The organism is Endozoicomonas ascidiicola, from assembly GCF_001646945.1.
In the GTDB taxonomy this organism is placed as follows: Bacteria; Pseudomonadota; Gammaproteobacteria; order Pseudomonadales; family Endozoicomonadaceae; genus Endozoicomonas; species Endozoicomonas ascidiicola.
Map to the genome: position 1 here is coordinate 546,446 of NZ_LUTV01000004.1, position 18,875 is coordinate 565,320.

16 protein-coding genes and 1 pseudogene are annotated in these 18,875 nt (G+C 46.6%); 7 read left to right on the plus strand and 10 right to left on the minus strand.

Annotated features, from left to right (window positions below):
- The first annotated feature begins 6 nt into the window (after positions 1–6).
- The gene (locus AKL11_RS13070; RefSeq protein WP_067518094.1) at positions 7–1,092 is read left to right on the plus strand and encodes an IS630 family transposase; all 1,086 of its coding nucleotides are present in this window, start codon (positions 7–9) and stop codon (positions 1,090–1,092) included.
- Positions 1,093–1,309: 217 nt separating this feature from the next.
- On the opposite strand, the gene AKL11_RS13075 is transcribed toward AKL11_RS13070, so the two are convergent.
- The 3 genes from AKL11_RS13075 to AKL11_RS13085 all read right to left on the minus strand — a co-directional run bounded on the left by AKL11_RS13075 (position 1,310) and on the right by AKL11_RS13085 (position 3,691).
- Positions 1,310–2,425 carry a mechanosensitive ion channel family protein gene (locus AKL11_RS13075; RefSeq protein ID WP_067518096.1) on the minus strand — a complete coding sequence of 372 codons (1,116 nt, stop codon included), beginning with the start codon at positions 2,423–2,425 and terminating at the stop codon, positions 1,310–1,312.
- A gap of 101 nt (positions 2,426–2,526) precedes the next feature.
- On the minus strand, positions 2,527–3,009 hold the full coding sequence (locus AKL11_RS13080; protein ID WP_067518098.1) for a L,D-transpeptidase: 483 nt from the start codon (positions 3,007–3,009) through the stop codon (positions 2,527–2,529).
- A 52-nt stretch (positions 3,010–3,061) separates the two neighbouring features.
- Entirely contained in the window at positions 3,062–3,691 is a 630-nt protein-coding gene (locus AKL11_RS13085) for a TetR/AcrR family transcriptional regulator (RefSeq protein ID WP_067518101.1), read from the minus strand.
- Positions 3,692–3,888: 197 nt separating this feature from the next.
- Here AKL11_RS13085 and lexA point away from each other — a divergent pair, with 197 nt between their 5' ends.
- Together lexA and AKL11_RS13095 are read left to right on the plus strand one after the other, a co-directional pair.
- The gene (lexA, locus tag AKL11_RS13090) at positions 3,889–4,485 is read left to right on the plus strand and encodes a transcriptional repressor LexA (RefSeq protein ID WP_067518103.1); all 597 of its coding nucleotides are present in this window, start codon (positions 3,889–3,891) and stop codon (positions 4,483–4,485) included.
- Positions 4,486–4,653: 168 nt separating this feature from the next.
- Entirely contained in the window at positions 4,654–5,079 is a 426-nt protein-coding gene (locus AKL11_RS13095; protein ID WP_067518106.1) for a SulA-like leucine-rich domain-containing protein, read from the plus strand.
- Positions 5,080–5,088: 9 nt separating this feature from the next.
- Here AKL11_RS13095 and AKL11_RS13100 read toward each other — a convergent pair whose 3' ends face one another.
- The 5 genes from AKL11_RS13100 to fadB all read right to left on the minus strand — a co-directional run bounded on the left by AKL11_RS13100 (position 5,089) and on the right by fadB (position 12,527).
- Complete coding sequence (locus AKL11_RS13100) at positions 5,089–5,331, minus strand: hypothetical protein (protein ID WP_067518488.1); 243 nt, start codon at positions 5,329–5,331, stop codon at positions 5,089–5,091.
- Between the two features lie 106 nt (positions 5,332–5,437).
- On the minus strand, positions 5,438–5,914 hold the full coding sequence (locus AKL11_RS13105; RefSeq protein WP_067518107.1) for a DUF6586 family protein: 477 nt from the start codon (positions 5,912–5,914) through the stop codon (positions 5,438–5,440).
- Between the two features lie 91 nt (positions 5,915–6,005).
- The gene (topA, locus tag AKL11_RS13110; protein WP_067518109.1) at positions 6,006–8,648 is read right to left on the minus strand and encodes a type I DNA topoisomerase; all 2,643 of its coding nucleotides are present in this window, start codon (positions 8,646–8,648) and stop codon (positions 6,006–6,008) included.
- 509 nt (positions 8,649–9,157) lie between these two features.
- Positions 9,158–10,330, minus strand: a complete 1,173-nt coding sequence (fadA, locus tag AKL11_RS13115; RefSeq protein WP_067518111.1) for an acetyl-CoA C-acyltransferase FadA — start codon at positions 10,328–10,330, stop codon at positions 9,158–9,160.
- A 46-nt stretch (positions 10,331–10,376) separates the two neighbouring features.
- Positions 10,377–12,527, minus strand: coding sequence for a fatty acid oxidation complex subunit alpha FadB (gene fadB, locus AKL11_RS13120; protein ID WP_067518113.1), 2,151 nt, complete (start codon positions 12,525–12,527; stop codon positions 10,377–10,379).
- 395 nt (positions 12,528–12,922) lie between these two features.
- Here fadB and AKL11_RS13125 point away from each other — a divergent pair, with 395 nt between their 5' ends.
- A complete protein-coding gene (locus tag AKL11_RS13125; RefSeq protein WP_067518116.1) occupies positions 12,923–13,366 on the plus strand; it encodes a universal stress protein in 444 nt (147 codons plus the stop codon).
- Between the two features lie 61 nt (positions 13,367–13,427).
- Here the strand turns inward: AKL11_RS13125 and uup are convergent, their stop codons facing one another.
- Both uup and AKL11_RS13135 read right to left on the minus strand, forming a co-directional pair.
- On the minus strand, positions 13,428–15,329 hold the full coding sequence (uup, locus tag AKL11_RS13130; RefSeq protein WP_067518118.1) for an ATP-binding cassette ATPase Uup: 1,902 nt from the start codon (positions 15,327–15,329) through the stop codon (positions 13,428–13,430).
- Between the two features lie 101 nt (positions 15,330–15,430).
- On the minus strand, positions 15,431–16,690 hold the full coding sequence (locus tag AKL11_RS13135) for an MFS transporter (protein WP_067518121.1): 1,260 nt from the start codon (positions 16,688–16,690) through the stop codon (positions 15,431–15,433).
- Between the two features lie 226 nt (positions 16,691–16,916).
- Here AKL11_RS13135 and tnpA point away from each other — a divergent pair.
- The 3 genes and pseudogenes from tnpA (at position 16,917) to AKL11_RS13150 (ending at position 18,875) form a co-directional block, all read left to right on the plus strand.
- A pseudogene (gene tnpA, locus AKL11_RS13140) lies at positions 16,917–17,341 on the plus strand (IS200/IS605 family transposase).
- 171 nt (positions 17,342–17,512) lie between these two features.
- The gene (locus AKL11_RS13145) at positions 17,513–18,658 is read left to right on the plus strand and encodes an ISAs1 family transposase (protein WP_067518123.1); all 1,146 of its coding nucleotides are present in this window, start codon (positions 17,513–17,515) and stop codon (positions 18,656–18,658) included.
- Positions 18,659–18,686: 28 nt separating this feature from the next.
- On the plus strand, positions 18,687–18,875 hold the full coding sequence (locus tag AKL11_RS13150; RefSeq protein ID WP_067518125.1) for a hypothetical protein: 189 nt from the start codon (positions 18,687–18,689) through the stop codon (positions 18,873–18,875).

Here is an 18,875-nt window from a genome sequence, read left to right on the forward strand (position 1 = left end):
CTATCTATGAGAGTCGCAGCCAAGATAAGCCTGAGTGAACAGGAACAAAAACTACTAAAACGWCTATCGTCGTCAAATAAAAGCTCTGTACGCATTGCCCGTCGTTCTAAAATTATTCTTTTGGCTGCAGATGGAAAAACCAATCTTGAAATTGCGGAAGCATTAAATATCGAACGGGGACAAGTAAGCCGTTGGCGAGTTCGTTATGTAGCTGAAGGTTTTCGGGGAATAGAGAAAGACCTTCCTCGTGGTGGTCGTAACAAACAGATTAATGCTACGGAAATCGTTCGTTTGACCACTCAAACAAAGCCGGATAATGCTACTCACTGGAGCACTCGCTCTATGGCTGAAGCCGCTGGCATCAGTGCGACAAGCGTGCGTCGCATATGGAAAGCCCATGGCCTTAAGCCTCACCTGGAAAAGACATTCAAAGTTTCTCGTGATCCAAAGTTTGTGGAAAAGCTTGAGGATATCGTTGGACTCTATCTGACTCCTCCAGAACATGCCCTAGTGTTGTGCTGTGATGAAAAAAGTCAGGTTCAGGCACTTGATCGCACACAGCCGGGCTTACCTCTGAAAAAGGGACGTGCTGCGACAATGACTCATGATTACAAACGACATGGGACAACTACCTTGTTTGCAGCACTGAACGTACTTACAGGAAATATTATTGGTCAATGCCAGCAAAAGCATACTCATGCAGAGTGGCTGAAGTTTTTGAAACAGATTGATMGGGAAACCCCAAAAGATAAGTCTTTACATCTTATCTGTGATAACTACGCAACTCATAAACATCCGAAGGTAAAAGAGTGGCTGGAAAAGCACCCGCGATTCCACGTTCACTTTACACCGACATCAGCTTCATGGATGAACATGGTTGAGAGGTTTTTCCGAGATTTAACCACACAGCGTTTACGTCGAGGGGTATTCAAAAGTGTTCCAGAGCTTGTGGAGGCAATAGAGGAATATATCGAAAAACATAACGAGAAGCCCAAGCCGTTTATATGGACAGCCAAGGCTAATGACATACTGGAGAAGGTAGTTCGAGCTAATTGCCGCTTAAGCAGCAAAAAGAACGGCGCACTACACTAGATTGAGTTATTGTGGCAGCCCACAATTAATGCATATGGGTAACTGCTCAAAATTTGGTGGTAGATTTCGCAGCGTTGCCTCTGCAGCCCAGTAAAATCAATGAAGAATTTTCAGAAAGTGTGTTTTTACCACCAAAAAATGAGCAGTTACGCATATGGCTCACGAGGGCATGCCTAGAGAAGATTAAAAGTATTAAAAATACAGTTAGTACAGACCATCAGAAAGCATTTTCTTCAACCTCTTTAACCATTTTCATGCTTGATGGGTTCATTTGATGATTAGATGGCAAATCCAGTGTTCTGGTTGGAAAAGCAATATCACCACCATGGCGATGAACAATAATTAAAATTTCAAGCAGGATCATTTCCTGAATTAATAAATACCTTGCCCAATCAGTCGTTCGTGTAAAGCAATACAAGCTGCAATCAAGACTGGATCCGCCAAAGCCGACAAAATTAACCATTAAGGTTTTACTCTGATCAACATCCTTATGGTCAGCCAAGTAGCTTCGTATGTCCTCAAGTATCCGATTGATCAGAGTATTATCATCATAACGTAACCCAAACATCTGCTTGATTCTTCGATTTTGCATCCTTGATGGGTTTTCCACCGAGATACTCATGAAGGTTGAGTTCGGTACGTATAGTGGTCTCCTTGAAAAAGTCAGAATCCGGGTCTGTCGCCAGCCTATATACTCAACAGTGCCTTCAATATTCTTATCGGGAGAACTGATCCAGTCTCCAACGCGGAAAGGTTTGTCCAGATAAATCATCCAGCCACCAAAAAAATTGGCCAGCATGTCTTTTGCCGCAAAACCAAGCGCCAAACCACCCACACCGCCGAAGGCAAGTAGACCGGACAGTTTATAGCCCATGGATTGCATAACAATCAAAATACCTGCGATCACAACGGCAATAATGGATAACCTTGCCACGGCAATCACACTCGTTTGATCAAATTTCTTTTTGCCAGCCAGCTGAAGGTAATGGCTCTCCATTGTTTTTATAAAGGATATAAAAATCCAGCAAAATAGCAGGACAAACAAAAAGTCTCTGAAGGTCAAAAATCGTGTAAACAGTTCGCCCGCTGAACCTTCCCAACACTCCTCTATAGTCCAACTAATACCAGCCACCCAAATAAAAAGGTGAACTGGTTTCTGCCCAGACATTAACAGAGCATCGTCCCAGATATTATTCGTGGTTTTGGCTTCAGCAATCAGTGCCTTGAATAACCAGCCAGACAGAAAACGGATAATCGCCGTGGTGACAAGAGCTATAACCGGCACATACAGCCATTCAGGCAGAGGTTCGTGAAGCAAGGACTGAAAATCCATAGGAGAAGAAGACCTGAAAGGTAAGCCAAATACTCAGGTATTTACTATAAACCAAGTGTCAGGCTCTGGCGGTAAGAATATACGACAGCTGATTATAATCACTAAGCAGATAAGATCTCAATTGGCGTCCCGGATAATATCCGAGCGAACAAATCGATAATGTCATCACCGTGCATCCGTATGCAGCCGCGGGAACCGGGTTTACCCATTTCCGCTGTATCCGGAGAACCATGAATATAGATGTATCGTCGCATAGTATCGACACTACCCAGCCGGTTAAAACCAGGTTCAAGACCGCTCAACCAGAGAATTCGACTCAAAATCCAGTCTTTTCTCGCAGGATACTGGGATTTAAGTGCTTCATCATATATTTCACCAGTAAATCGACGCGCAGCAAAAACGGCGTGCCTGGGAAGGCCATCACCAATTTTCGCCCTGATAATGTGCTTGCCCAAAGGGGTTTGCCAGCTGCCTTCCTGCTGGCCTGTGCCCTTACTGGCCGTCGAAATCAAGTAACGTCGCTTACTGCCATCATCTTCATGGAGCACCATTTCCTGAGTCGCAACATGGACCGTTATGTGCATGAGGGAATTTACTCCAACATTCTATTCAACGAATACAGTCAAACAACAATATTTAAACGTGCGCCCGAAGACCGGCCGCCATAAACGGCACCATTTTACGCATAATTTCTTCAAGATCATGATGAACACCATAATCACTCTCCGCAATAGCACGCAACGCATTGGCACCGGACAATGTAAACACAGCAGATCCCAGCATGAAATACACGCGCCAGAAAAGATCATCAATCGGAAGTTCAGGGCACGCCTTGACCATTAATTGAAGGTACTGCTGAAAAACATCTCCATATACTTCTCGCAGATATTTTTTAAGGTGTCCCTGCCCTTGGGTATAAGCAAGCCCAATCAGTCGCATACAGACAGAAAGATCCTGTGATTTTCTCGGCTGCACGGCCATGATCTGATCCACAAGAAGATGCAGAATACCCTCCAGATCCACCTCCTTTTCCCCGGACTCGTAATCTGCCAATGCCCCGGATAGGTTCTGGACAAACGGATCCAGAAAACGGGAAAAAACAGCCTGTATCAGTGCTTTCTTGGAGCCAAAATGATAATTAACGGCAGCTAGATTAACACCGGCCTTACTGGTTATAGAGCGCAGGGAGGTCTCAGCAAATCCGTGCTCAGCAAACAACTTCTCCGCAGCATCCAGAATCCTGTCTACGGTTGCTGGCTGTGACATATTATATATACCTCCAATGTAAACGTTTGTTTAAAACTACCGTTCGAGACATAAAACTTCAAGTCAGAATTCGTGTAATGCATCTATATGCCAACAGGGTTTTAGGTTGTTTATCGTGTTTGCTGAAGAATCAGCTATTGCAGCCGAAAAAATACTGTATATAATCACATGTACTGTATATAAAAACAGATACCATCATGTATAAACTAACCAAACGCCAAACGGAAATACTAAACCTGATTCGCTCTTATATAGAAGAAACAGGTTTTCCACCTACCCGTGCCGAAATTGCGAAAACTTTTGGCTTTCGGTCACCCAATGCTGCCGAAGAACATTTGCGAGCTCTTGCCCGTAAAGGAGCGATTGAAATCACGCCTGGTGCATCACGGGGCATCCGCATACCCGGCTCTGACCAGCTAGGCCTTCCCATTGTAGGTCAAGTGGCTGCAGGTAGCCCAATTCTTGCCCAGGAACATATTGAAAATCACCTTTCAATCAATGCCGATTTCTTTTCGCCCAAAGCAAACTTCATGCTTCGAGTTAAAGGAATGAGCATGAAGAACATTGGCATTTTAGACGGTGATTTATTAGCTGTTCACAAAACAGCGACTGCATCTAACGGTCAGATTGTAGTGGCCAGAATTGAAGATGAAGTCACTGTGAAACGCTTTGAGCAGATTAAAAACAAGGTCTATCTCCACCCTGAGAACGAAGACTTTAATACCATCGAGGTTGATCTCAGTGTTGATGATTTTGCGATTGAAGGCTTAAGTGTTGGCGTAATTAGACACTAAATTACAAAAAAAACTGAGTTTTTATTCGACAGTATTGATACCGCTTCGATCCATTAAATGCCTACTCCTCATTTATACAGACATGTGATGTCTGAGGGGGCTGGCACCTGTAAATAAAGAAGTATGATAGTTAATCTAAGGCAGGTATTGCCGTTGTAGGAGTCAGACATGCAATTATTATCACTGGCAGAAAAAAAACAATACGCTTTCCCTGAACCTGAAAGCATTCACTCAATTGATGAAGTGATTCTTTCAGGCTCATTATTCAAATCAGGAAAGCTATTAAAGTCCCTATTAAATGATCTAGCAAATGACCCACAGGATCAACGCTGGCTGACACTGATACTCTCTGGCGAACAGGCGGGAAACACTATTAGTTGGTTGAAAACGAATGGCCTGAAGAATCAACGTCTACAGGTATTGAATCATTCAGCAAAAGCAGACCCATTTAAACTCACTCAAAAGGCACTTGCCTCAGGCACCAGCCACACAGTCGTCAGCTGGGTTAATGAACTAACCAGTAGAGAATTATCCGAGCTCGAATGTGCTGCAAGGTCAGGCCAATGTCATGCATTAGCCATTAGAAACCGGTAATTTAATTACTTAGTGGAGCACTCGGTCTTCCGGAACATACTCACCGGCATCCGTCTCAGTTTTACGCCCTACTTCTTCAATACAGGCGTCTAACATAACGCGGGCGATTTCAAACTGATCTCCCTGCAGGAAATCCACCAATTCCTGAGAAAATGACATGGTCACCAGTGGTTCAGCATCTTCTTCATCACTTCGGCGCAAAACAATCTCGCCAGAAGGTAATTCTACAATTTCCAGAAACGACGCTGACATAGACATCCCGTGCTTAGATAAAATAACGGACAAATAAATATTGAAAAGCATTTTGCATGAGCCATCCAGTGCTTTCAAGGCGAAGCACTGAATATATCACCATCACCTACCACTCAAGACTAAAGTTCCGACTATAAGTTACCAACTCTTTTAAAGACTCAAGCGCCGACAAAAGATTACCTGGAAGGTCATAGCGAATTGAGCTCTCATTGAATAGTGGAATTTCATTGTGATTGATACCCTTTCGTTCAATGGGCATTGAGCATTCTTCATGGCTTTTCAACAGTGCTGCCAGCCAGGAATCCTGTTGCTCTAAACGCTCAACATACTTCAGCTCGGAAGAAACCTCACCTTTCTGGTGAATGCCTTTAATGGCTTGATCAAGGGTTGGTAACTGATGAACAGGGAGGCGGTAATTAGTCATTATCTCAGCCAGTAGAGAATAATACGCCTGTATCATGGCATTCAGACAAGCTTCGCGAAACGCAGGCTTGGCAATATCGTCTGCACTCTCCCAGGCTTCTAACAGCAAACGGGAGTGGAACAACATTTTGTTAGTATATCCCTGCCAATTATTGGTCATAACCAACTCCTGAAATCACCAAATACAAAGTAACCAAACAGGTTAAACAAAAGCATTGCTACTTTTATTTAACCTGTGTGTTGGTCATCCACTAACTGGATTTGCGCTTCTTCGTTTGCTTCTCGTGCCACTTGCCTTCGTCAAAAGTAGCGCTCCAACCGGTCGCCTTTCCTTCAATTTCAGTCATGACATATTGAGACTTAGTCTTGCGACTGTAACGAATAATGGAAGGGTTGCCATCCTGATCCTGTCTTGGTGCGTCCATCAAGTAACCGTACTTAGGATCAATCTCCGCCTGATGCGGTAAAAGCTCGGCAACCAACGGGGCACGGGTTTCCCGGTTCTTTGGAAACTGACTGGCCGCCAAAAACAATCCTGACGCGCCATCTCTGAGGATGTAATGGTCTTCAACCTTGAGACAGCTCAATTCTGGCATAGGCACCGGATCCATCTTTGGTGGCGCCGCTTCGCCATTTTTCAGGAGTTTCCGCGTATTCTTACATTCAGCATTGGTACAACCAAAGTACTTACCAAAACGGCCCGTCTTCAACTGCATTTCACTGCCGCATTTATCACACTCAAGTACCGGGCCATCGTAGCCTTTCAGCTTAAAGCTACCCTGTTCGACTTCATAGCCAGAGCAATCAGGATTATTGCCGCAAACATGAAGCTTGCGCTTTTCATCAATCAGGTAGCTTTCCATCGCCGTTGCACATTTTGGACAACGACGCATGGCTCTCAGGGCATTGACTTCGGCAAACTCATCATCAACATCTTCAACTTCTTCACCTGGCACCAGGTTAATGGTGGTCTTGCAACGCTCCTTCGGGGGGAGCGCATAGCCTGAGCAACCGAGAAACACGCCAGTAGAAGCAGTACGAATCATCATTGGACGACTGCAACTCGGACATTCAATATCTGTTAGAGAAGGCTCGTTGGCACGCATGCCACCTTCTTCTTGTTCCGCTTTAGCGAGCTTCTCGGAAAAATCCGCATAAAACTCGTCAAGAACCTGCTTCCAGTTTTTACCAGACTCAGCAATATCGTCCAACTGCTCTTCCATGCGAGCAGTGAAGTGATAATCCATCAGGTCACGGAAAGATTCATCCAGACGATCCGTAACAATGTCGCCCATTTTCTCAGCATAAAATCGACGACTCTTGACAGTCACGTAGCCTCGATCCTGAATCGTTGAGATAATCGAAGCATAAGTAGATGGACGACCAATCCCCTGTTTCTCCAGCTCCTTAACCAATGCCGCTTCACTGAAACGTGCCGGTGGTCGTGTAAACAGTTGCTTTGGATCCAGTTTATCCAAGTCGAAGCCAATACCTTTGTCCAGCGCAGGCAAAATAAGGTCTTCACCTTTTTTAGCCACTGCTTTTTGAACACGGGTGTAACCATCAAACTTCAAGGTGCGACCTTTAGCCTTCAGCTGATAGCCATCCACATCAATGGTCAATGAGGTACTGAGGTATTGGGCAGGTGTCATCTGACAGGCAACAAACTGTCGCCAGATCAACTCATAAAGCCGCTCAGCATCCCTCTCCATGGATTTCAGACTACCCGGCTCCTGCGTCACACTGGAAGGACGAATCGCTTCGTGGGCTTCCTGAGCGCCTTCTTTGCTGGAATAGCGGTTTGGCTGTTCTGGGCAATAATCCTCACCGTACTGATCAACAATGTAAGTGCGGGCACTTTCCACTGCATCCTGACTCAAGTTGGTGGAATCGGTTCTCATATAGGTGATATAGCCTGCCTCATAGAGACGCTGAGCCATCATCATGGTTTTCTTAACGCTGAACCCGAGTCGTGTACTTGCTGCTTGTTGTAACGTCGAAGTAATAAAAGGCGCTGAAGGTTTACTCTTGGTAGGCTTATCTTCCCGATTGGTCAGGGAGTATTCCGCTTTCTCAAGAACAGCCAGCGCTTTATCAGTAGCTGCTTTATTGGTGGGTCTGAACGCTTCACCGTTCTCTTTAGCCACCTGAAAGCGAACAGTGTTCTTTTTGGCAGTAGTCAGATCCACATACACTTCCCAGAATTCTTCCGGTATAAAGCTGCGAATTTCACGCTCACGATCAACCACCAGCTTAACTGCTACGGACTGAACCCGACCAGCAGATAAGCCTCGGGCAATTTTCGACCACAACAGTGGTGAAACCATGTAGCCAACCACTCGATCCAGAAACCGGCGAGCCTGCTGGGCATCCACACGATCCTGGTTTAACTCACCGGGTGCTTCAAAGGCTTTCTGAATCGCCTTTTTGGTGATCTCGTTAAACACAACACGTCGGTAGCGATCAGGATTACCACCAATGGCCTGCTGAAGGTGCCAGGCAATAGCCTCCCCTTCGCGGTCCAAATCCGTTGCGAGATAAATAGTGTCGGCATTTTCTGCCAGACGCGTCAGTTCATCAACCACCTTCTCTTTACCAGGAAGCACCTCATAGTGTGCCTCCCAGTTGTTGTCCGGGTCGATGCCCATGCGCTCGATAAGCTGCTTACGCGCTTTGGCTTTTTTGCGAATCTCCCGTTCTTCTGGTGGGAGCTTCTTCGATTCGGCCGCGGCTTTCGCTCGGGCTTTTGCATCAACAGGCTTCTTGGCACCACCCGACGTTGGCAGGTCTCTTATATGACCAACGCTGGATTTGACAACATAGTCTTTGCCCAAATATTTGTTGATGGTTTTCGCCTTGGCTGGCGACTCCACAATAACTAGCGATTTACCCATGCTGCCTTACACGTCCTGTCATCTGTTCCATTGTTCCGACTGATCAGATTCTGAGAGCAGGTTATCAGCATATTATGCTGTATGCCCAGTTTTTGCAGAAAAAGTCATCAGCCAAAACAGGAAAGCCGGGATAGAAATTGCTTCAATATATAAGGCGAAGTCAATAATCGGTCAAGGAAAACCATGAAAACACTTACCAAAACCTTGATCAATTAACACTCTGAAACATCGCTGAAAACGCCTTCGATCCGCAGTTTCTCTGTTATATCCCACTGTATAAAAAATTATCGCTGTGCTGCAAAAACACACGTCATCAATCCAGTCAGCCCTGAATTCATGTAAACGATAACGGCAAGATGATCTAAAACTTAGGGGTTTACTGACAAGCTACGCTCGGCCGTAAACACTAAGGATATGTACTTAGAAAAGACAATAGAAAGCATTACCTTTTCTAAGTGCATAAAAAAACAGAAGCTGAAACCAGCTTCTGTTTTATCATTGATACAGGATTAAACCCGTTCAAAGACAGTTGTAATACCCTGACCCAAACCTACGCACATGGTAGAGAGGCCAATGTTGCCGCCATTCTGCTTCATCACATTCAGCAGAGTGCCGGAGATACGGGCACCGGAACAACCAAACGGATGGCCAAGAGCAATAGCGCCACCATTCAGGTTGACCTTCTGATCCATCTTGTCGAGGAGTTTCAGGTCTTTCAACACGGGCAGAGCCTGGGCAGCAAACGCTTCGTTCAACTCTACATGGTCAATGTCGTCAATGGTCAGGCCAGCACGCTTCAGCGCCTTCTTGGTGCTTGGTACAGGACCGTAACCCATGATGGACGGATCAACACCAGCCACCGCCATGGAACGAATCACAGCCAATGGCTGCAGACCCAAGTCCTGAGCACGCTGGGCAGACATCACGATCATGCAGGACGCGCCATCGGTAATCTGTGAAGAGGTACCCGCCGTAACCGAACCCTTAGGGTTAAAGGCTGGCTTCAGCTGAGACAAACTTTCCGCTGTCGTTTCTGGACGAATGGTTTCATCCTGAGTAAACAGACGAAGATTGCCGTCTGCATCGTGCCCCTGCATTGGGATAATTTCATCTTTGAAATTTCCCGCTTGCGTAGCAGCCCAGGCACGCTGGTGAGAACGAGCGCCGAACTCATCCTGCGCCTGACGTGTAATACCGTGCATGGTGCCCAGCATTTCTGCTGTCAGTCCCATCATACCCGCCGCTTTGGCGCCGTATTTGGAAAGACGCGGGTTTGGATCCACACCGTGCATCATGCCAACGTGGCCCATGTGCTCAACACCACCTACAACAAACACATCGCCATTGCCAGTTTGAATGGCTTGCGCAGCAGTGTGCAGTGCGCTCATGGAAGAACCACATAGACGGCTGACCGTCTGAGCACTTGAGGTATGAGGAATTGGCGTCATCAACGAAGCCATACGGGCAATGTTCCAGCCCTGTTCCAGAGTTTGGTTGACACAACCCCAAATAACGTCTTCTACTTCTGCCGGGTTTAGCGCCGCATTGCGGTTCAAAACACCGGTAATCAGTTCAGCCGACAGGGTATCAGCACGTACATTGCGGTACATGCCTCCCTTGGAACGCCCCATTGGGGTTCGGCCGTAATCAACAATCACTGCATCTCTTGGATTCAGGCTCATGATTTTCTCTCTTTATAATCCCTGAAAATGGTTCATCGGTCGCGACTTAAGCGCCGTAGAATGTTTCGCCGTTACGAGCCATTTCCCGCAGTCTGTCCGTTGGCGCGTACAGTGGGCTGATCTCGGCGTATTTATCCGCCAGGGCCACAAACTCGGCAACACCCATGGTATCGATGTATTTCAGTGCACCACCGCGGAACAGTGGGAAACCGATACCCATGATCAGGGAAATATCTGCATCAGCAACGGAGTCAACAATGCCATCTTCCAGGGCACGAATGGTTTCCATGCACAGCGGCACCATCATGCGGGCGATGATTTCGTCATCTTCAAAGGTTTTACGTTCAGCACAAACGTCAGCCATCAACTCGTAAACAGACTCGTCAACGACCTTCTTCGGCTTGCCTTTTTTGTCTTGCTCATATTTGTAGAAGCCGGCTTCTGTCTTCTGACCAAAGCGCTTGTTCTCAAACATAACGTCCATAGCCGTCTTGAAGCTTTTCTGCATACGGTCTGGATAACCTTCAGCCATCACACCTTCAGCGTGGTTACCGGTATCCATGCCCACTACGTCAAGCAGGTAAGCTGGACCCATTGGCCAACCGAAACGTTCCATGACTTTATCAACCTGCTTAAAGTCAGCACCGTCGCGAAGCAGTGAAGCAAAGCCAGCGAAATACGGGAACAGAACACGGTTTACCATGAAGCCCGGGCAGTCATTAACGACAACCGGTGTCTTACCCATCTTGCGAGCGTATTCCACGACAGTGGCTACCGTTTCTTCGCTGGTCTTCTCACCGCGAATAACTTCCACCAGTGGCATAGCGTGCACAGGGTTGAAGAAGTGCATACCACAGAACTGTTCAGGACGTTTCAGGTCGCTGGCCAGATCAGTAATAGAAATGGTTGAGGTGTTTGATGTGAGAACCGCGTTGTCAGCAACGTAGTTTTCAACGTCCGCCAGCACCGCTTTCTTCACCTTAGGATTTTCAACAACGGCTTCAATAACAACGTCTACAGATTCAAAATCACCGTAAGACAGTGTTGGTACGATGTTGTTCAGCACACCACCCATCTTGGCAGCGTCCATACGACCACGGGATACACGCTTGGACAGCAATTTGCTGGCTTCGGACAGACCCAGATCGATACCCGCCTGATTAATATCTTTCATCAGGATCGGCGTGCCTTTCAGAGCGGACTGGTATGCAATACCGCCACCCATAATACCAGCACCAAGAACAGCAGCCTTGTTGGTTTCTGAAGCCAGATGAGCAGAGTCTTTGGCTTTTTTCTTCAGCTTCTGATCATTCAGGAACAGGTTAACCAGCGCATCGCTGACATCGGTTTTCGCCAGTTTGATGAAGCCTTTGGCTTCTACTTCCAGCGCTTTATCACGCTCCAGGAAAGCATGCTTCTGGATGGATTTAACCGCTGCAACCGGCGCTGGCATGTGTGGACCAGCCTGTTGCTTAACAAAAGCAGTGGTGGTTTCGAACACCATCATGCTTTCGATAGGAGACAGTGTCAGTTTACCCTTCTTCTCAGCCTTACGAGCTTTATAATCCAGCTCACCAGCCAATGCATCTTTGATCAGGGCAACAGCCGAGTCTTTCAGTTTTTCCGGAGCAACCACTGCATCAACCGCACCCACTTTCAGTGCAGCATCCGGGCGAAACTCTTTACCGCTGGCAATCCACTCAACGGCATTGTCTGCACCGATAACCCTTGGCAGACGAACCGTACCGCCCCAACCTGGATAGATGCCCAGTTTGACTTCTGGCAGACCAACCTTGGCGTTGGTAGACAACACCCGGTAGTCAGCACAGAGAGAAATTTCAAAACCGCCACCCAGTGCAATACCATTAATGGCGGCAACGGTTGGCATATCCAGATCTTCAAAGCTGGAGAAGATTTTGTTCACTTCCATCACGCCGGCATAGAGAACGTCATCACTTTCTTTGAAGGTTTGAACGAATTCGTTGATATCGGCACCGACAATGAAACTGTCTTTGCCACTGGTCAAAACCAGCCCTTTGATAGAGCCATCAGCACTGATCGCTGCAATGGCCGCTGCAAGATCTTCAATCGCCGGGCGACTGAATTTATTGACGGACTCACCTTCCAGATTGAACTGCAATTCGGCGATACCGTCTTCCACAGGCAGAACCCTGAACGCCTTGCCCTGGTAGATCATGAACGTCTCCTTTCGGATGTTTGATTATTATTGCTCTATAGCAATCGGATACTGTCTGCTCGCCTTTCTATTTATAGAGCAGTGTTTCCGATCCTATATGACTTCCTGAATTAACACTGGCAAAACCAGTTACTTCCTTGCAAATTCATACAGGTGTTTGAATTTATGCCTACCTTCTTTGAAAAGAGATTCAAAGTCAACCCTGAAGCCCCGGCATAAAAACAGAAAATGACAGAGAAACCCGCTCTTTTACAAAAAATAAGACAGCACAAAGATAACCATTGTCTTTTAATGGTTTTTACTGACCAATGCAAAGAAAATCATGGATAAAACACGACGAAGCCTTACAATAGAGAGGCCAAGACTTGAGAAGATTTCATAAAGGAAACCAGCTTATGAGCCTCTACAAGCATATCCTTGTTGCGGTTGACCTATCCGATGAGTCCGATGACGTACTCAACAAGGCCAAGACCATTGCCGAAAGACATCAAGCCAGACTCACTCTGGTACACGTGGTTGAGCCACTGAGCGTTGCCTATGGCAGCGACATTCCTCTGGATCTAACCACCCTTCAGGACGAGATCACCGAACAAGCCAAAGAACGCATTGCCAATCTGGCAAACTCGATCAATCTGGAAAAAGGTGAACAGCATGTTGTTTACGGACGCCCAGAGCGGGAAGTGCATCGTATTGCTGAAGAAAGCGATGTGGATTTGATCGTAGTAGGCAGTCATGGTCGTCACGGACTGGCGCTGATTTTAGGATCGACTTCTACCAGCGTTCTGCACGGCGCAAACTGTGATGTTCTTGCGGTTCGGGTTGGTAAAAACGACAGCTAATGCAGTCTTGAAAGACACACAAAAAAGGGCGTCAAATGACACCCTTTTTTTCAGATCTGATTTACATATTATCGAGCTCTTCCCAACGTTCCATCTTTTCTTCAATCAATTCGTTCAACTCCGCTAGACGACTAAGCACCCGTTGCACAGCCTCCTGATCACCCTGATAAAAGTCAGCCTGACCTGTTTTCGTTTCCAGATCATTCAGCTCTGCTTCCAACGCTTCAATCTCAGCGGGCAACCCATCCAACTCTCTCTGAAGCTTGTAACTCAGTTTCTTTTTGGCGGGCGCGCTGTCTTTCACTGGCGCTGCTTCCGATTCGCTGGGCTTTCCTTGCTTCTTTGCAGAGCCACTTTCTGCAACCAGCTTGTTGATAGCACCACCCTGCCGCAGCCAGTCATCAAAACCGCCAACGTATTCGCTGATATGACCACCTGGTTCAAACACCAGCGTGCTGGAAACCACATTATCCAAAAATGTTCGGTCGTGACTCACCAGTAGAATCGTGCCTTGGAAATCCATCAGCAGCGATTCCAACAATTCAAGAGTTTCTACATCCAGATCGTTGGTCGGTTCATCAAGTACTAACAGGTTGGCAGGTTTACTGAACAAACGGGCCAGCAATAATCGATTTCGCTCCCCACCGGACAATGCCTTTACAGGCACACGACAGCGGTTGGCTGGAAACAGGAAATCACCGAGATAACTGATCACATGACGGCTGGCACCATTAATCATGATGCTTTCGCGCCCCTCGGCCACGTTATCAATAACGGTTTTCTCAAGATCCAATTGATTGCGCAGCTGATCAAAATAGGCGATTTCTAACTTGGTGCCCATTTTTACCGTGCCAACTTGCGGCTCAAGATTGCCCAACAAAATACTGAGCAATGTGGATTTACCGGCACCGTTAGCACCGATCAAACCAATCTTGTCACCACGCATGACACGAAGATTGAAATCTTTGATAACCGTATTTTGATCAAAGGCTTGTGACGCATTCTTCACTTCAAGCACTAACTTACCGGAGCTGTCACCCTGCTCCAGTCCAAAGTTGGCATTGCCCTGCACTTCACGACGCTGGCTGCGTTCTTCCCGCAACTTTTTCAGATCACGAACCCGACCTTCGTTACGGGTGCGGCGAGCTTTGATGCCCTGACGAATCCACACTTCCTCCTGGGCAAGCTTTTTATCAAACAGGGCGTTCTGCTCTGCTTCCACTTCTAAAGCGTGCGCTTTGCGTTCCAGATAGGTGTTGTAATCACAGTCCCAACTGGTCAGCTGACCACGATCTAACTCGATGATGCGCGTGGCCAACGATTGCAGGAAAGAACGATCGTGGGTGATGAACAACAGTGCACCACCAAAGTCCTTCAACTGTTTTTCCAACCAATCAATGGCAATAATGTCCAGATGGTTAGTGGGCTCGTCCAGCAACAAAAGGTCTGGCTCACCCACCAGCGCACGAGCCAACTCAACACGACGACGCCAGCCACCAGAAAGTTCCTTCATCTGCTTTTCTGCCGGCAAGCCCAGCTTTTGGATGACCGTATCGACCTTCTGACTTAAACGCCAGCCATCCGCGGCCTCCAACTGCTGCTGAACTTTCTCTAGCTTTTTCATGTCTTCATCAGTACGGATGTTCATGGACAAACTGTGATATCGGCTAATCAGCTCACCCACCGCTTCCAAACCGGAAGCCACCACATCGTAGACTTTTTTCTCATCCTGATCCGGCAGATCCTGACTTAACACGCCCACTTTCAAGCCCGGTTTGCGCCACATGGAACCGTCATCAGCAATGACAGCGCCCGACACCAGCTTCATCATGGTGGATTTACCCGCACCATTACGACCAAGCAAACAGACCCTTTCTCCTTTGCGAATCTGGAATTCGGCTTGATCCAGTAAAGGCTGGTCACCATAGGCCAGGCTGATTTTTTCAAATCTAAGTAACGGCATTCTCAATCCAGAAAGACATGAACTCTGTCCGCGGAAAGCGCACAGAGTGAATTTTCAAAAGCGGTAGGATAACTTTTAGCTCACTGAATGCATAGGCTCTGTTAACGTTTCGCTGCGCGCTCATGTTTTTTGAGGCAGATTGCAACGATAATGGCGGCCAGCTGGCATAAAATCAGCACTAAAAATGCTATCTGGAAGTCCTGTACTGACAATGTATCCAGATCCGGTGCTTTTGCTTCCAAAGCAAGGCCGATTAATGGTTGCATCACAGGGGCAGCTATCAGCATCGATGCATTGATAATTGCCAGATAAAACCCTTTACTGTTTGTTGGACTAAAATGCTTAGCCAATGAAAATGACAATATATAGCCACCACTGAAGAAGCCGGTGAAAAAACTCAGCACTCCCAGAACACCAAGAGAAAAGGGGCAGAAGATCAAAGCAGAGAACAGCAGAACCGACATGACCGATGAACCCATCATCACCTTGCTGGAAGAGCCCAGCCGGGTAGCAAGCCAACCCAGCAGCGGTGCTCCTATACCAGCCCCCAGAAACATAACACCCACCACATCCCCAACCGCTTCTTCCTGCCCTGGAAAGCGCTCATAAAAAAATGGAATCCCCCACAGCCCTCCAAACGTTGAAATGATTGAAAACAATCCAAATCCGAAAATACAGCATTGAGCGTATGCCATTCGATTAAAGGGTTCTGTCTCAGCGTCTTCGCCTTTCTTAAATGTGGAACAAATACGGCCAGATATATCCGTCTCAGAATCCGATACTGGGTATGACGGTGCATTCTTCACCATCAACAAAATTAAAAATGAAATAACAATACCGACTAAAGCGACGATTTTCATGGTGCATTGCCAGCCGCACATATCAAGCAAGTTCGGCAGAACGATCGGCCCAAGCCCTCCGCCCAGCATGGCAAAAGCTTCTACCATACCCGCCATTGCCGGGAACTGATCCTCTCGCATCCAACGGCAAGCCAGCGTCAGGGAGGCAACAATACACGGTGTGGCAATTACTCCCATAAGGGAGCGGGATATGAATACTGACCAGACTGATTCTGACACACTAAACCAATAGCAAGCTGCTGCCATCAGCATTGAAGAAATACTCAATAAGACGGTTAAGTTAATACGGTCTGTGAGGTAACCTGCGGGAATCTGGAAGATAAGATAGCAATACAGATAACTGCTGGTGAGCCAGCCAATACCGGCAACGTCGAGATGAAAAGCACTCATCAACTGAGGCACCATCACCGACGGCGCGCCTTGAATCATAAGCTGGTAGGAACAAAACAGTGACGCTACCGCACACACCAATACACCACGAACACACACAATTCTGACCATTGGAGTCTTTCTCCCTAAACAATCTTGCGCACCTCCCTAAATTAAACAATCGTACAAATGGGATATGAGCCTGCTTAGAGTAGTCAACATCAGGTAGTTTCACTTAAAAAAGACATGAGCAAAAATAACGTTTATTAGTCTTTCGTAAGGTTAAAACCACCGGCTTTAGCCGGTCAGCTTTAGCTATGATATTTTGTCGCAGTTATCTGGATGTAGAGGTTCTGCGATGGACTACAGGTATGGCAGTCAMACAGTATTTAATATTCAGTACCACTTTGTGTTTGTCACGAAGTACCGGTATCAGGTGCTCAAGGGAGATGTTGGCTTAAGAGCCAGGGAGCTGATAAGAGAAACGTGCCAGGCATTTGAGATAGAGATTCTTAAGGGAGTGATTAGGATCATGTACATCTGTTTGTGTCAGCGCCTCCGAATATGGCTCCGAGTGAAATAATGAGGAGGGTCAAAGGAAGGTCGTCTACAAGATTGTTTGAAAGTTTCCCTGATTTGAAGAAGCGATACTGGGGAAGGCATTTTTGGGCAAGAGGCTATTTTTGTGTCACATCGGGAAAGGTGACTGAAGAGATGATCAAGGAGTATCTGGATCATCATTTTGAGCCCAAAGTAGATGATAGCTTCAGGACTGAATACTAACGCGTCTTGGACACGTATCCGGACTTTCAGTCCGTAAATCTAACCCGCCGGCTTTAGCCGGCAGGGCTTACGCATCAACTAGGTACTAAAGTTCCTTATTATTTTCAGTAACCAATTTGAATAATACTGTATCTGTCGCTTAGATAGTGTATCGGTTCAGAGATGTTCGCTATGYAAACTCTACAACAGAATACACTGGTTACCTATATCGATACTGTACCGGATCCCCGCTGTGAAGGAATGTGCATACATAACTTTATAGATATCCTCATTATCGCCATATGTGCTGTCCTCTGTGGCGTTGAGACTTGGGAGGGTATGACAAAGTTTGGCCGTAAGAAAAAAGGCTGGTTGTCTACTTTTCTGGAACTACCCAACGGTATTCCATCTCATGACACTTTCTACCGAACTTTTTGCCTTCTCGACCCAACTGCCTTTCAAGAATGCTTTACACGATGGATTTCCGATACTTTCAGAAACTTTTCCGGCGATGGACTGGATGTTATCCCCATTGATGGAAAGTGTCTTCGAGGTTCAAGGAGTAAATCCAAAAAGGCCATTCATATGGTAAGCGCCTGGAGCACCCGCGCAGGAATGGTTCTCTGTCAACGAAAGGTTGATGAAAAATCCAATGAAATCACTGCCGTTCCTGAACTCTTGAGGTCTATGTATCTAAAGGGTTGCGTTATCACTGCAGACGCACTCAACTGCCAGAGAGAGATTGTTAAAGTCTGCATCGAGCAGGGCGGCGATTATCTGCTTCCAGTTAAGGGCAACCAGGAGAACCTTCACAAGCAGATTGAAAAAGTAGCTGAGCAACAATGTGAATGGCACCCGGAACAGACCCTTGGTTTCAATTATTCAGAAACGCAGGAAAAAGGACATGGCCGGACTGAGCGGCGTATGGTCTGGGTTATGGAAGACCTCTCTGAAATTACGGAAGCCAAAAAGTGGGAAGGATTACAGCAAGTAGCCATGATACAGCGTGATCGACAAATTGATAATAAAGTCACTACGGAGGTACATTATTACATCATGAGCAAACAGCTCAGTGCTGCAGAGGTACTGGACATTGCCCGTAAGCACTGGGAGGTGGAGAACAAACTTCACTGGAGGCTTGACGTTGCTTTTGGTGAAGATAAAAATCAGACTACCAATAATTGCGCCATTGAGAACGTCTCGATCCTTAACCGAATAGCACTGAATATCCACACTCTGGACACGGAAACCAACGACAGTATAAAACTGAAACGGTTAGCTGCGGGTTGGGACAATGACAAGCTTGAGGAACTATTGAGTTCTATAGTGCTTACTTGATGCGTAAGCCCTGTGATCTGAAGTGAGCATGGCAGCCATCTCAAACTTGGTGGTTGGGGATGGTTGCTTTTTAGCTGATTATTCGATTGCTGTTGAACTATTGTGCTTTGAGAACTCTAAAGTCGAGAACCTTTCTTCACTTGCCAGTTATTCGATATCAGATCAGCTAAACCAAAACTCACTTGAAACCATCGGTTTTATTTTGGTTTTGGCTTAA

What these genes read in the sequence shown, in the direction of transcription:
- AKL11_RS13075 (WP_067518096.1), bottom strand. Translation starts at nt 2,425, where the DNA reads ATGGATTTTCAGTCCTTGCTTCACGAACCTCTGCCTGAATGGCTGTAT.
- AKL11_RS13080 (WP_067518098.1), bottom strand. Translation starts at nt 3,009, where the DNA reads ATGCACATAACGGTCCATGTTGCGACTCAGGAAATGGTGCTCCATGAA.
- AKL11_RS13085 (WP_067518101.1), bottom strand. Translation starts at nt 3,691, where the DNA reads ATGTCACAGCCAGCAACCGTAGACAGGATTCTGGATGCTGCGGAGAAG.
- lexA (WP_067518103.1), top strand. Translation starts at nt 3,889, where the DNA reads ATGTATAAACTAACCAAACGCCAAACGGAAATACTAAACCTGATTCGC.
- AKL11_RS13095 (WP_067518106.1), top strand. Translation starts at nt 4,654, where the DNA reads ATGCAATTATTATCACTGGCAGAAAAAAAACAATACGCTTTCCCTGAA.
- AKL11_RS13100 (WP_067518488.1), bottom strand. Translation starts at nt 5,331, where the DNA reads ATGTCAGCGTCGTTTCTGGAAATTGTAGAATTACCTTCTGGCGAGATT.
- AKL11_RS13105 (WP_067518107.1), bottom strand. Translation starts at nt 5,914, where the DNA reads ATGACCAATAATTGGCAGGGATATACTAACAAAATGTTGTTCCACTCC.
- topA (WP_067518109.1), bottom strand. Translation starts at nt 8,648, where the DNA reads ATGGGTAAATCGCTAGTTATTGTGGAGTCGCCAGCCAAGGCGAAAACC.
- fadA (WP_067518111.1), bottom strand. Translation starts at nt 10,330, where the DNA reads ATGAGCCTGAATCCAAGAGATGCAGTGATTGTTGATTACGGCCGAACC.
- fadB (WP_067518113.1), bottom strand. Translation starts at nt 12,527, where the DNA reads ATGATCTACCAGGGCAAGGCGTTCAGGGTTCTGCCTGTGGAAGACGGT.
- AKL11_RS13125 (WP_067518116.1), top strand. Translation starts at nt 12,923, where the DNA reads ATGAGCCTCTACAAGCATATCCTTGTTGCGGTTGACCTATCCGATGAG.
- uup (WP_067518118.1), bottom strand. Translation starts at nt 15,329, where the DNA reads ATGCCGTTACTTAGATTTGAAAAAATCAGCCTGGCCTATGGTGACCAG.
- AKL11_RS13135 (WP_067518121.1), bottom strand. Translation starts at nt 16,690, where the DNA reads ATGGTCAGAATTGTGTGTGTTCGTGGTGTATTGGTGTGTGCGGTAGCG.
- AKL11_RS13150 (WP_067518125.1), top strand. Translation starts at nt 18,687, where the DNA reads ATGGCAGCCATCTCAAACTTGGTGGTTGGGGATGGTTGCTTTTTAGCT.